The following is a 13,126-nucleotide window of genomic DNA, read 5'->3' on the forward strand; positions in this document are numbered from 1 at the left end:
GCCTGAGGAGTGCACGCATGGCCCGCAATATCGAGATCAAGGCCCGTATCGACAGCATCGACGCCGTGGCGCCGCGCGCGGCGGCTCTCGCGCAGCACGGTCCCGAACGCATCGAGCAGGACGACACATTCTTCCCTTGCCGGAACGGACGCCTGAAGCTGCGCGCGTTCGACGCATCGCGCGGCGAACTCATCTTCTACGCGCGTCCCGATCAGACAGGGCCGAAGGAAAGCTTCTACATCCTCTCGCCGACCTCGTCCCCCGACACGCTACGCGCCGCGCTGGCGGCCGCGCATGGAGAGGGCGGCCGCGTGCGGAAGGTCCGCACGCTGTTCCTCGTCGGCCGCACACGCGTACACCTCGACCGCGTCGAGGGACTCGGCGATTTTCTCGAATTGGAAGTCGTGCTGGCGGACGATGAGCCCGCCGAGACGGGCGTGGCCGAGGCGCATGCGCTGATGGACGCGCTGGGCGTCGATCGCGCCAGGCTCATCGACGGCGCGTACGTCGACCTGTTGAACGGAAACCCCTGACCGCTCAGGCGATCTCCGTCCCCGCCGGTTGCGTCGCCGCGCGCGCCGGCGCAACGTATCCCCCCGCGAGGATGCGCCCGTCCCGCACTTCGAAGACCTGGTCCGCGAGGATCTCGACGTCCTCGGGGTCGTGGGAGATCACGACCATCGGTACGTCAAGGCTGCTTTGCAGCGCGCGAAGTTCGTTCCGCATGCGCGTGCGCAGCGGCGGGTCGAGCGCGGAGAAGGGTTCGTCGAGCAACACCACATCGGGTTGCGCCACGAGTGCGCGCGCAAGGGCGACGCGCTGCTTCTGGCCGCCGGAGATCTGCGACGGGTACTGGCCCACGATCTCGCGCAGGCCAAAGGCGTCGATCCAGCGATCGGCCCGCGCGTGTCGCGCGCGGCGGCCCGGATTGCGCCAGCCATGGGCGAGGCCGAACGCGATGTTCTGTGACACGGTCAGATGCGGAAACAGCGCGTAGTCCTGGAAGAGATACGCCACGCGGCGTTCCTGCGGACGAATGTCGATGCCGGCCTCGCTGTCGAAGAGCGTGCGGCCGTTGAGGACGATGCGGCCGCTATCGGGTGCGAGCAGTCCCGCGATGGCTCGCAGCGTGAGGCTCTTGCCCGCGCCGGATTGGCCGAACAGCGCGATGCGTCGGCTGTCCGACGTGAAGTCGATATCGAGCGCGAACTGACGCTCGCCCGAGGTCATGTGCTTGCGCAGCGAGACATGCATGCTCATGGGCGCCTCACTTGGGGACGGCAGGCGACGCGGCCTTGCGCGCGCGGGCGCGAAAGCGTCGGGGCTCGTAGATGTCCGACGCCCCGCGTGGCACGGCCGGCGCGAGCCGGCCCGCGACCACAAGCAGCACCACGCACGTGACCGACGTCACCAGCACGAGCAGATTCGCGGTGTTATCGTCGCCGGCCTGCACGGCTTCGTAGATCGCGACGGAAAGCGTCTGCGTGCGGCCGGGCAGGTTGCCCGCGATCATCAGCGTGGCGCCGAATTCGCCGAGCGCGCGCGCGAACGCGAGCAGCACGCCGGCGATGATGCCGCGCGCGGCCAGCGGCAATGTCACGCGAAAGAAGATGCCGGCCTCCGACACGCCGAGCACGCGCGCCGCATTCTCGAACTGGTGATCGACGCCTTCGAACGCCGCGCGCGCGGACTTGAGCACGAGCGGAAACGCGACTACCGTGGAGGCGAGCACGGCGCCCTGCCACGTGAACACGAGCTCGATGCCCATCGACGAGAGCCACGCGCCGAACACCCCGCGCCGGCCGACGAGCACGAGCAGGTAGTACCCAAGCACGGTCGGCGGCAGCACGAGCGGCAGCGTGAGCATCGCATCGACGACATCGCGTGCCGACGAACGCCAGCGCGCGAGCGCGTACGCCGCCGCCACGCCGAGCACGCTGTTGAGCACGGTGGCCCACCCCGCGACTTTCAGGGATAGCAGCAGGGGCACCCAGACGGCATCCATACGATCAGGCTCTCACACGATGCGGATCACGGCTTCAGGAAGCCGTATCGCGCGAGCACGGCCTGACCGTCGGCCGACAGCACGTAGCTCACGAAGGCGTTGGCCGCGGCGGCCTGCTTCGTCTGCGCGGTGATCGCGATCGGATAGGTCACGGGCGTGCGGTTGGGCACGCGCACGGCCACCTTGACCTTCTCGGGCATCACGGCGGCGTCGGTCGCGAACACGAAACCGGCATCGACCTCGCCGCGCGCCACGTAGTCCAGGCTTTGCCGTACGTTCTGCGCGGGCACGCCCTTGGCGGACACGGCATCCCAGAGGTTTTCGGCTTCCAGCGCGCTCCTGGTGTACCGGCCCACGGGCACCGAAGACGGGTTGCCATAGGCAATGCGCTTCACGTCCGCCTTGGTCAGGTCCTTGAGCGACGCGATGCCGAGCTTGCTGTCGCCGGGCACGATCAACACGATCTGGTTCGCGGCGAAGTCCTTGCGCGAGGCGGGCTGCACGACCTTCTCGCTCTCGGCCTTGTTCATCGCATCCTGGTCGGCCGAGGCAAACACGTCCGCCGGCGCGCCCTTGACGATCTGCTGCATCAGTACGTCCGATGCGCCAAAGTTGAGCACGACCTTCGTGTCCGGGTGGGTCTTCTCGAACTGCTCGGCCAGCGTCTTGAACGCATTGGTCAGGCTGGCGGCGGCGGACACCACGAGGTCGGCGGCAAAGACCGACGGAGCGGTCACGGTCAGGGCGACCAGCGCGGCGGCACCGATCGTCCGGCGCAGGAAGCGGGGCGTGGAGGGCATGGGTCAGGGGTCGGATGGAAAAATGACGCGGACGCCGCAGGGGGCATATGCGCAATATAAGGCGGTATATAACGCCGGTCAATCCGACTTTGGTATCGGTGAGTTTGGTATCGGAAACTTCGATCCGAGGAGAGAGGCCGTTGGGGGCCACCCGGTGGTGCGCTATCCTGCGTCATTGGCTTCCATTACCTTCATCGCCTCATGCCGTGCCTTCCACGGCCATCCACGATGCTCTCCATCTACCTCGCCGGCTTCGACGTGTTCCGCAAGGATGCCCTGGCCCACGGCCAGCGGCTGCGCCAGCTGTGCGCCGACCACGGCTTCACGGGCCTGTACCCGCTCGACAAGACCGCGCCCGAAGGGCTGTCCGGCCCCGAGACCGCGCGATGGATCTACGAGGCCAATATCGCGCTGCTACGGCGCGCGGACATGGTAATGGCCAACCTCGACGATTTCCGCGGACCGGGCGAGCCCGATTCGGGCACGGTGTTCGAGGTCGGCTATGCGGTCGCACTCGGCAAGCCCGTGTGGGGCTACGCCAGCGAATCTTCCACGCTGAGAGAGCGCGTCACGGCATCGGTCGATGCCGATGGCGATGCCATCGACGCGCGCGGCTATGTGGTCGAGGACTTCGGGCTATCGAAGAACCTGATGATCGCGTGCAGCGTCACGCTGGTCCATGGCACCGCCGAGGACTGCGTGAAGGCGATGGCGGCACAGCGGGACGGCGGCGTCAGGGCCTGAGCGTGGTGAGCGTGGTGAGCGCGGTAGCAATATCGCCCGCCGCGGTGCCGACGATCTGCCGGTAGGCGCCCACGAGCCCATCGACCTGCCCAGGCGCGGGCACGTCCGCCACGGTGCGGCCGCCGGTCACCTTGCCATCGGGCAGCCGCCGCACGGTCCACGCGATGGTGGCGCTGGCGCGCTCGCCCACCGCGCCATCGAGCCGCACGACCTCCGTCGTGATGCGATAGATCGGCGCAACATCGGACAGACCCTGCTGGTAGGTATCGACCGCGCCGAGCCGCGATTGCAACTGCTGCGACAGCGCGTCACGCAGTTCGTCCGGCAGCGGCGAGGACCAGCGCGACAGGTCGAGCAGCTTGAGCTGACCGTCGGCGCCATCGCCCACGACGAGTTGCGCCCGATTGAGTCTCTCGGGTACGCGCACCGGCGCCACCTCGATCCACAGCGGCTCCGCGTGCGCCAGTTGGGTCGTGCCGGGTGCCGCGGCCGGCGGGGGGGACGCATCACCCGCCGCGGCCAGCGAGTAGTAGCGCGGATCGGGCGACGCGCATGCCGCGAGCAGGAGCGCCGCAAGCGCGCCTGCCGGGCCGGCAAAGCGGGCCCATGTGGACCGAGGTCGCGCAAATCGACCCATCTTCGAACGTCGCGTCATCATGGTTTCTCCGCCTTGCCGCGCAGCAGCGCCTCCGGATGGCGCTCGAGGTAATCGGTGAGCGCGCGCAGCGACACCGCCGTGCGCGTGAGTTCCTGCAGCATGCGCCGCGTGTCCTGCTGCAGCGGCGCATCGGACGCGAGCGTGCCGTTGGCCGTATTGAGCGTGCGCCGCGCATCCTGCAGCGCGGACAGCACCTGCGGGGCCACGTCGCCCTGCAACTGCGCAACGAGCTTGTCCGCGTTGTCGAGCATGCGGTTCAGCGAGGCCAGCGACGTGCGCACGTCCTGACCGATCTGGTCGAACGGCACCTTGTCGATCTTGTTGACGATATCGCCTAGCTTGGCCTGCAGTTCGTCGAACGTGCCCGGCGTCGTCGGCAGTTCAGGCATCGACGCATCGAGGTTCACGGAAGCCGGCACCGCCTTCGGGAAGAAGTCGAGCGCCACGTAGAGTTGCCCCGTCAGCAGGTTGCCCGTGCGCAGCTGCGCGCGCAGTCCTCGACGGATCAGCGTCTCGACGATCGTGCGCTTCTGCGCCTCCTCCGCGACGTCGCGCTGGCGGAACCCCATGCGCGAGGGATAAAGCTCGACCACTACCGGCATGCGGAAGGCCTTCTTGTCGCGCTGGTATTCGATGCCGATGGACCGTACCTGGCCCACAACCACGCCCCGGAAGTCCACGGGCGCGCCGGGCGAGAGTCCGCGTACCGACTGGTCGAAGTTCAACACGGTCAGCGTGGGCGCGAGTTCCTCGGGCTCCTTCATTGCCTCGCCCTGGTCGCTCGCGAGCAGGAACTGCGTGTTCTCCGTAGCCACCGGCGCGCCGCCCGAATGATCGGGCGCCTGGAACGCGACGCCGCCAAGCAGCACCGTGACGAGCGACTGCGTCTGTAGCTTCAGGCCGGTGGCATCGAGCTTGAGGTCGACGCCGCTTGCGTGCCAGAAGCGCGTATTGGCCGTGACCAGGTTGTCGTAGGGTTTGTCGACGAATACGCGCAGCGTGATGTCGCGGCCGTTCGGCTCCAGCTGGAACGCCACCACCTGGCCCACGCGTACGCGACGGTAGTAGACCGGCGAGCCAATGTCGAGCGAACCGAGATCCTGCGCGCGCAGCACGAACTGCTTGCCCGACGCGTCCGTGGTCACGACGGGCGGGACCTCGAGACCGGTGAACGCGGTCTTGCGCTCTGCCGACTTGCCGATATCGACGCCGATATAGGCGCCGGACAGCAGCGTTTCCAGCCCCGACACGCCGCTGACCGCGAGCCGCGGCCGTACGACCCAAAAGCGCGTGTCCGCCACGGCAAAGCTGCTGGCGTCCTTGGTGAGGTCGATGCGCGCGATCACATGCGAGCGGTCCGCGGCGAGCCGCACGGACTTGACGAGGCCGATCTCCACGTCCTTGTAGCGCACGGGGGTCTTGCCTGGCGTGAGGCCCTCGGCGGTGCGGAACGTGACGTCGATTTCGGGACCGCGCGAGAGGATCGTATTGACGAGCAGCGAGATACCGACGATGGCGGCGACGATCGGGATCAGCCAGACCAGCGAAGGCAGCCAGCGTGAGCGCCGGCGGCGCGCGGGGTAGGGCAGGCCGGACGGCGAGGGTGGCGGCGAGGGTGGCGATGAAGGCGGCGGAGGAAGTTCAGTGTTGTCGGGCATCGGTGTGTTCCGTCGGTTCCAGCGAATCCCACAGCAAGCGCGGGTCGAAGCTCAGCGATGCGAGCATGGTCAGTACCACCACGGAGCCGAACGCGAGCGCCCCCGGGCCTGGCACGATGGTGGCGAGCGCGCCCGCGCGCACGAGCGAGGCGAGCAGCGCCACGACGAAGATGTCGAGCATCGACCAGCGGCCGATCAGTTCGACGAGTCCGTACAGCCGCGTCTGCTGCCGGATTCGCCATGTGGTGCGCAGCCGCACCGAGACCAGCAGTAGCGTCAGGATCATCATCTTGAGCAGCGGCACGACGATGCTGGCGACCAGCACGATGCCGGCAAGCAGATGCGAGCCGGAGAGCCACAGATAGATGACGCCCGAGAAGATCGTGTCCTGCTGCGTGCCGAGCAGCGACTGCGTGACCATCACGGGCAGCAGGTTCGCGGGAATGTAAAGAATATAGGCGGCCAGCAGGAATGCCCACGTGCGAGCAAGGCTGGCCGGCTTGCGATGATGCAGCGTGGCGCCGCAACGCGGGCAGGGCTCGCCCTCGAGCGCGCGCGGGCTCAACTGGTCGCATGCGTGACACGAAACGAGGCCGAGCGACGTGGCCGTGGGCACCCGCGCGACCGGCTCGCGCTCGTCGTCGTCCGTCAGTCCCGCGACCACGTTGCTGGCGAGCCGGCGCGAGCGTTCGATGTGCTGCTTCATCGCTGGCGTCCTTCGGCGTCGTCCTCGAGATAATCCCACAGCGCGCGCGGATCGAACGTCAGCATGGCCGCGAGCACGATCACGAGCGCGCCGAACGACCACAGCGCGATGCCGGGCAGCACCTGCGCCATGGTGGAGAGCTTCACCACGGTGACCAGCACGCCGATCATGAACACCTCAATCATGCCCCATGGCCGCGTCTGCCGGATGCCGCGCACGATGCGGTCGAACCCCGGCGGCATGCGATGCCGTGCCATCGGCACCAGCAGATAGCACATCATCAGCATCTCGGTCAGCGGAAAGATGATCGTGGTGGCGAGCACGAGCGCGGCCACGAGGTCCATGTTGTCGCCATGGAGCGCTTCCACGGCCCCCAGGAGCGTGGTCTGCGTGCGCACGCCCTGCAGGTCCATCTCGACGATCGGATACGAATTGGAGATCGCGAACAGGATCAGCGCGGTGATCACGAGCGGCAGCAGGCGGCGGTACGCGTGCCGGTTTTCCCGATAGAGCGCGCCGCCGCAGCGCAGGCACTGCGCGCGCTCGCCCGGCGCGAGCGTGGCGCGCGCGTACACGGCATCGCAGTATTCGCAGGCGATGAGGTCGTGCAGCGCGCCGGGCACCGGCGGCACGTCGTCGCGTTCGGTCTCGGCCGTCATGCGTCCGGCGTCAGCTGCGTGGGCGGCGGGGCGGTGACGGCCGTCACGGGCGTCGCCACCTGCGTGCCGATGGTCCAGTCGCGCAGCAGCGCGTAAGCCACCGCGAGCACGGTCGGGCCGATGAACACCCCAAGGAAGCCGAAGGCCAGCGCGCCGCCGAGCACGCCCATCATGATCCAGATGAGCGGCAGGCCCGTGCCCTTGCTGATCAGCAGCGGCTTGATGATGTTGTCGGCCATTCCGACTACCGCGATGCCCCAGACGACCATGAAGATCGCCCAGCCCGTGGCCCCCGAGTGATAGAGCCACAGGGCGGCGGGGATCCAGATCAGCGGCGGGCCCACCGGAATCACGGACAGGAAAAACGTGATGAAACCGAGGATGGCGGCGCCGGGCACGCCGGCTATCCACAGGCCGACGCCCGTGAGCACCGCCTGCACGAACGCGGTACCGAGCACGCCGTAGACGACGCCCTTGACGGTGCTGCCCGCCAGCGCGAGCAAATGGTCGGCGCGCTCGCCCGCGATGCGGCGCATGCCGCCGCGCAGCCATTCCACCGCGAGTTCGCCGCCGGTATAGAAGAAGAATGCGAGCACGATGGACAGCGCGAGCTGGCCGAGCCCGGCGCCGATCGAGAGACCCGCGCCGAGCAGCACGTGGCCGACGGGCGCCACGAGCTTGCGCAGGTTGGCCAGCATTTCCGAATCGGCGTTGACGACCTGGTTCCACGTGTTCTGCAGATAGCTGCCGACGTATGGCAGGCTCGACAGCCATTCGGGCAGCTGCGGCACCCCGCGTTCCTTGTAGCGTTCCACCAGCGCCGTCAGGTCGTCGACGTGCGCGGAAAAGCTCGCGCCCGCATAGACGAAGGGGCCCAGCACGATCACGGCGGCCAGCAGCACGCAGACCAGGGCGGCGATGCCGCGACGATTGCCGAGCCAGCGGGACAGGATGCTGTAGGGATGCCAGGAGCTGAACGCGAGGATCGCGCCCCATAGCAGCGCCGTGGCGAACGGGGCGAGCACGACCAGCGAGCCGCCGATCAGCAGGATCAGCGCGAAGACCGCGGCGAGCTTTTCAATCAGTTGTCCGGAACTCATCGGGCAGATCTCCTCGGCGGCCGTGTGACGGAAACGCCGTAAGCATAGCGGAAATCGATGTGCGCACCGTGGCGTGGGATGCCTTGATGAGAGTTATAGGCGACAGCGTGGCGTGCGGTGGCGCCGCGCGGGCGAAGCCCGGGGACAGTCGCCGGGATCGAAGCCTATGGCGCGGCAGGCGTCGAGGGCGGCGGCGGTGACGCGGTGTCCGCGGCGGCAGCCCGGCTGCGCAGCAGCGCGGCAACGAGGTCCGACTGCGTCACCATGCCGACCACGCGCTTCGTGTTGTCGAGCACGGGCACGTGATGTAGCCCGCCGTCCGAGAACGCGCGGGCCAGTTCGACCATCGGCTGATCGGTATGGGCCACGGTGACGGCCTGCGTCATCAGCGCGCGCACGGTGCCGGCCATGCGGGGCGACCCCATGCGCTGTGCCGCGAAGAAGTCACTCTGGGTAACGATGCCCAGCAGCCGGCGGCTGGCATCGAGCACCGGCAATGCCTTGATATGGTGGCGGGAGAGCAACGCGGCCGCTTCCGTCGCGGGCATGTCGGGCGACGCCGCGACCACGTCGCGCGACATGATGTCCGCAGCGCGCACGTCGCCGAAGCGGCGCCGGAAGGCGCGCAGTTCGGCCGCCACGAGGATCGCCTCGAGGTCGTCTTCCTCGATGTCCAGGAATTCCCCGCGCGCCGCCAGTACCGCGTCGAGGTCAGCGCGCGTGAAGCCCACGCGCTGGCTCGGCGGCACGTCGCGCGTGCGGTGGCTGGCCGCGGGCTCGGGCGGGCGATGCGGATAGCGGCGCCGCATGGCGTTGTTGAATGCCAACGCCATCAGCACGAGCACCATCGAATTCACGGCGACGGGCATCACGATGAAGCCGTAGCCGAGCGCGTGGACAGCCGGGCCGCCCATCACCGCCGTCAGCGCGACCGCGCCGCTGGGCGGGTGGATGCATCGTAGCGGAAACATCAGCCCGATCGCCACCGCCACGGCGACGCCGGCGGCCAGTCCCTGCGACGGGATGAACATCGCGCACGTCACGCCTACCGCTGCCGCGACGAGATTGCCGCCAATGATCGACCACGGCTGCGCCAGCGGACTGGCGGGCACCGCGAACAGCAGCACCGCGGACGCGCCCATCGGCGCGATGAACCACGGGTTGAAGCCGCCCATCAGGTGGCGGCTGATCCACTCCGTAACGAACAGCCCGAGCAGCGCGCCAAGGCAGCTCTTGATGCGCTCGTTCCGGCCGCCCGTGATGGGCATCGGCAGGAACGTGCGCAGCCAGGCCGTCGGCTGGCGTTCGGTGCGCATGGCTGCACCCTTGGCGGCATTCTCGGAATGAGGTGGCATGGCGTTGATTGTAGCGGCCTGACCGGGCGAAAGCAGCAATATATCATGGCGTGATATATTCAACGCCCTTTGGGCGTGGAGCGGGACGCAACATGAAAGGCAATCTACGGCAGGCCGGTACGCGGCGAGACGCATCACGGCATGATGCAATGCAACACGCCGCGCGGCGCGATTACGCCGTCGATGGGCGCCTGCCGATGCTGGCGGGTATTGCGCTGCTATTGGGCGCCGTGAGCACGGCGGCGGCATGGGCGCTCGTCAACCTGATCAGGTTTTTTACCAACCTGTTTTTCTTCCAGAGGCTGTCGTTCGCGGAAGCGTCTCCGGCTCACCATACGCTCGGCCTGTGGGTCATCGCGCTGCCGGCGATCGGCGGGCTCATCGTCGGCCTGATGGCGCGCTACGGCAGCGACAAGATCCGCGGCCATGGCATTCCGGAGGCGATGGAAGCCGTGCTCTTCGGCCGCAGCCGCATGTCGCCGAAGGTCGCGGTGCTCAAGCCGCTGTCGTCGGGCATCGTGATTGGCAGCGGTGGGCCGTTTGGCGCGGAGGGGCCGATCATCATGACGGGCGGGTCGATCGCCTCGCTGCTCGCGCAATTGATGAATCTGAGCGCGGCCGAACGCAAGACGCTGCTCGTTGCCGGCGCGTGCGCGGGGATGACGGCGATATTCGGCACGCCCGTTGCCGCGGTGCTGCTGGCCATCGAGCTGCTGCTCTTCGAACTGCGGCCGCGCAGCCTGCTACCCGTGGCGCTGGCTTGCGCCGTGGCGGGGTTCCTGCGTGGTGTCGTCTTCGAGTCCGGGCCGCTGTTCCCGTTGCAGACGGCACCCGTTCCGGCGGTAGCGCTGCCCTCGTGCATGGTGGCGGGCCTGTTGTGCGGCGTGCTCGGCGCGGGACTGACGCTTGCGCTATATCGCGCGGAGGACGCATTCGCCCGCTTGCCGTTGCATTGGATGTGGTGGCCCGCAATCGGCGGGCTCGCGGTCGGCATCGGCGGCTATTTCGAGCCGCGGGCGCTGGGCGTCGGGTATGACGTCATTGGCGATCTGCTCAACAACCGGGTCGCGATCGAGGTGGCGGTGGCCCTTCTGGCGGTCAAGGCCGCGATATGGATCGCGGCGCTGGGGTCCGGGACGTCGGGCGGCGTGCTGGCGCCGCTGCTGATGCTCGGGGCGGGGCTCGGAATGGTGCTGGCGCCGTGGCTGCCCGGCGGTACGCCGATGCTGTGGGCGCTGGTCTGCATGGCGGGGGTGCTGGGCAGCGTGCTCGGCGCGCCGCTGACGGCGATCGTGTTCGCGTTCGGGCTGACGCACGACAGCAATGCGTTGCTGCCATTGCTGCTGACCACGGCCGTGGCCCATGGCTTCTCTGTGCTGACGATGAAGCGGTCCATCATGACCGAGAAGATCGCACGGCGCGGGTTGCATATCTGGCGCGAGTACGGGGTCGATCCACTGGAGCACGCGCACGTGGCGGATCTGATGACGCGCGAGGTGGTGGCGATCGATGGCGACCTGCCGGTGGAAGCGGCGATGGCGCGCTACTTCGGCGAGCGCGCCGCGCATCGCGCATATCCGGTGGTGAGGGAAGGGCGCGTGCTGGGGATGCTGCACCGCACCGCCATCGATGACTTCATCGAAGCCGCACTGGCTGCCGCAACCCCCGCGCGGGATGCCGGCCATGACGACCGCGCGTCGCTGACCTGCCGCGACCTGTTGCCCGCGGGCGCGCCCCTGGTTTTGCTCCCCACGCAAACCGGACGCGCGGCGGCGGGCACGATGGCGACCTTCAACGTCGCCCGCGTGCCGGTGGTGAACGACCTCGCCACGATGCGCCTCGTCGGCATCGTCTCCCTGCGCGACCTCGTCGCCCCTAGCCGTAGAGTGCTGGACGAAGAGACGACGCGCGAGCGGCCGCTGGTCGGGTTGCGCGGTTAGCCAGTCCGGCTACCGCCGCGAAACCAGCCGGAAACAAGGCTCCGTTCAAAGCTTGTACGTCGACAACAGGATGCTCGTCTCCGTCGCGGAGATGCCGTCGATCAGCCGAATCCGGTCGAGCGTGCGGTCGAAGCCTTCGAGCGTGTCCGCGCGGAGTTCCGCAATGATGTCCCAGCGGCCGTTGGTCGTATGCAGCGTCTGGACGTTCGGCTCGCCCCGCAGCGCCTGCAAGACCTGTCGCGCCTTGTTGCCCTCGACCGCCACCGTCATCCACGCGCGTATGCGGTGCGGTTCGGCCTCGGGCTTCAGCCGCACCGTGTAGCCGACGATCTGCCCATCCTTTTCGAGCTTGTCGATCCGGTTCTGCACTGTCGCGCGCGAGATCCGCAGGACCTTTGCAAGCGTAGTCACAGGGGTGCGGGCGTTATCGCGAAGCAGGGCAAGCAACTGCTGGTCCGTGGCGTCCATGGCGATTGCGCAATATGCGAGTGAGTGCTGGCAGATTGTTATCTCAATGGCGCAGTTTGTCCAATATGTGCGCTTCGAAGTGGCGGCCAGGCGGCCCACAATGCTCGCATTCTCAACGCCTGAAGGACCTGCCGCCATGCTCGATCGCCCGACCATTCTCGTTGTTGCGCCGACCCACTACGACGTCTCGTACAGCATCAACCCATGGATGGACCCGCAGGCGTGGGCCCGCGACCCGCGCGGCATGCATCGCAACGCGATGCAGTCGTTTGACGCGCTGCGCGAGGCGCTCGACGCATCGGGCTTCGCGGTCGAAGTTGCGCCGGGTGCGGAGGGGTTGCCGGACATGGTGTTTCCCGCCAACGCCGCCGTGGTGCTGGACGGCAAGGCCGTGCTCGCGCGGTTCCGGTATCCGCAGCGGCAGGGGGAAGAAGTACCGTTCGCCGCGATCTTCGAATCGCTGCGCGCCCGCGGATGGATCGACAGTGTGACCACGCTGCCCGACGGCTGTTATCAGGAAGGCGCGGGCGACTGCATCTGGGATGCCTCGCGCGGTCACTTCTGGGCCGGCTTCGGCCCGCGCTCTTCCCGCGAAGCCGCCGATGCGATGTCCGCGCATTTCGATCGGGAGGTCGTCGCGCTCGAGCTCGCCACCGAACACAGCTATCACCTTGACGTCTGCTTCTGCCCGCTTGCCGGCGGTGAAGTCTTGTACTACCCGCCCGCGTTCGGCGCGCAGGCCTTGCGGGAGATTCATGCGCGCGTGCCCGCGAGCCTGCGTATCGAAGCCACCGAAGACGACCTGCGGCATTTCAGCGTCAACGCGGTGAACCTCGACGACCAGGTCGTGATGACGCGCACCACGCCGCATCTCCGCGCGGAGTTTGCGCGCCGCGGATACCGGCTGCGCGAGGTGGACCTGTCGCCGTTCATGCTGTCCGGCGGCGGCGCGTACTGCATGACGCTGCGGCTCGATCGCGACAGCACCGCCGCGCGCGCGAGCGTCGCCGCGGCATGAGGCTATCGGCAAGCC

Annotated in this window: 14 protein-coding genes; 4 read left to right on the top strand and 10 right to left on the bottom strand. The window is 68.1% G+C overall.

What is annotated here, in order from left to right; all coding sequences use genetic code 11:
- Positions 1–17: 17 nt before the first annotated feature.
- Entirely contained in the window at positions 18–533 is a 516-nt protein-coding gene (locus tag KHP16_RS02450) for a class IV adenylate cyclase (protein ID WP_211959519.1), read from the top strand.
- 4 nt (positions 534–537) lie between these two features.
- Here KHP16_RS02450 and KHP16_RS02455 read toward each other — a convergent pair whose 3' ends face one another.
- Genes KHP16_RS02455 through modA form a run of 3 tightly spaced genes read right to left on the bottom strand, consistent with a single transcriptional unit; the run spans position 538 to position 2,805 of the window.
- Positions 538–1,260 carry an ATP-binding cassette domain-containing protein gene (locus tag KHP16_RS02455; RefSeq protein ID WP_211959520.1) on the bottom strand — a complete coding sequence of 241 codons (723 nt, stop codon included), beginning with the start codon at positions 1,258–1,260 and terminating at the stop codon, positions 538–540.
- A 7-nt stretch (positions 1,261–1,267) separates the two neighbouring features.
- On the bottom strand, positions 1,268–2,005 hold the full coding sequence (gene modB, locus KHP16_RS02460) for a molybdate ABC transporter permease subunit (protein ID WP_211959521.1): 738 nt from the start codon (positions 2,003–2,005) through the stop codon (positions 1,268–1,270).
- Between the two features lie 26 nt (positions 2,006–2,031).
- Entirely contained in the window at positions 2,032–2,805 is a 774-nt protein-coding gene (gene modA / locus KHP16_RS02465; RefSeq protein ID WP_211959522.1) for a molybdate ABC transporter substrate-binding protein, read from the bottom strand.
- Between the two features lie 228 nt (positions 2,806–3,033).
- On the opposite strand from modA, the gene KHP16_RS02470 reads away from it, so the two are divergent.
- Complete coding sequence (locus KHP16_RS02470) at positions 3,034–3,549, top strand: nucleoside 2-deoxyribosyltransferase (protein ID WP_109581951.1); 516 nt, start codon at positions 3,034–3,036, stop codon at positions 3,547–3,549.
- On the opposite strand, the gene KHP16_RS02475 is transcribed toward KHP16_RS02470, so the two are convergent.
- The 6 genes from KHP16_RS02475 to KHP16_RS02500 all read right to left on the bottom strand — a co-directional run bounded on the left by KHP16_RS02475 (position 3,539) and on the right by KHP16_RS02500 (position 9,646).
- Positions 3,539–4,186 (bottom strand): PqiC family protein, encoded by a 648-nt coding sequence (locus tag KHP16_RS02475; protein WP_211959967.1) that lies wholly within the window; start codon positions 4,184–4,186, stop codon positions 3,539–3,541. The genes KHP16_RS02470 and KHP16_RS02475 overlap by 11 nt on opposite strands.
- A 17-nt stretch (positions 4,187–4,203) precedes the next feature.
- On the bottom strand, positions 4,204–5,865 hold the full coding sequence (locus KHP16_RS02480; protein ID WP_211959523.1) for a PqiB family protein: 1,662 nt from the start codon (positions 5,863–5,865) through the stop codon (positions 4,204–4,206).
- Entirely contained in the window at positions 5,849–6,571 is a 723-nt protein-coding gene (locus KHP16_RS02485; RefSeq protein WP_109581949.1) for a paraquat-inducible protein A, read from the bottom strand. The genes KHP16_RS02480 and KHP16_RS02485 overlap by 17 nt, the downstream gene beginning before the upstream one ends.
- A complete protein-coding gene (locus KHP16_RS02490; RefSeq protein WP_109581948.1) occupies positions 6,568–7,230 on the bottom strand; it encodes a paraquat-inducible protein A in 663 nt (220 codons plus the stop codon). Before KHP16_RS02490 ends, KHP16_RS02485 begins: the two co-directional genes overlap by 4 nt.
- Positions 7,227–8,330 carry an AI-2E family transporter gene (locus tag KHP16_RS02495; protein WP_109581947.1) on the bottom strand — a complete coding sequence of 368 codons (1,104 nt, stop codon included), beginning with the start codon at positions 8,328–8,330 and terminating at the stop codon, positions 7,227–7,229. The genes KHP16_RS02490 and KHP16_RS02495 overlap by 4 nt, the downstream gene beginning before the upstream one ends.
- A 164-nt stretch (positions 8,331–8,494) precedes the next feature.
- Positions 8,495–9,646, bottom strand: coding sequence for an HPP family protein (locus KHP16_RS02500; protein ID WP_244835698.1), 1,152 nt, complete (start codon positions 9,644–9,646; stop codon positions 8,495–8,497).
- Between the two features lie 188 nt (positions 9,647–9,834).
- On the opposite strand from KHP16_RS02500, the gene KHP16_RS02505 reads away from it, so the two are divergent.
- Positions 9,835–11,625, top strand: a complete 1,791-nt coding sequence (locus KHP16_RS02505; RefSeq protein WP_211959524.1) for a chloride channel protein — start codon at positions 9,835–9,837, stop codon at positions 11,623–11,625.
- Positions 11,626–11,670: 45 nt separating this feature from the next.
- Here the strand turns inward: KHP16_RS02505 and KHP16_RS02510 are convergent, their stop codons facing one another.
- Positions 11,671–12,093, bottom strand: a complete 423-nt coding sequence (locus tag KHP16_RS02510; protein WP_109581945.1) for an Lrp/AsnC family transcriptional regulator — start codon at positions 12,091–12,093, stop codon at positions 11,671–11,673.
- 136 nt (positions 12,094–12,229) lie between these two features.
- Between KHP16_RS02510 and KHP16_RS02515 the strand changes: the two genes are divergently transcribed.
- Complete coding sequence (locus KHP16_RS02515; protein ID WP_109582763.1) at positions 12,230–13,111, top strand: dimethylarginine dimethylaminohydrolase family protein; 882 nt, start codon at positions 12,230–12,232, stop codon at positions 13,109–13,111.
- Positions 13,112–13,126 lie beyond the last annotated feature (15 nt).

Origin of the sequence: Cupriavidus plantarum (genome assembly GCF_905397285.1) — a bacterium.
Lineage (GTDB): Bacteria > Pseudomonadota > Gammaproteobacteria > Burkholderiales > Burkholderiaceae > Cupriavidus > Cupriavidus plantarum.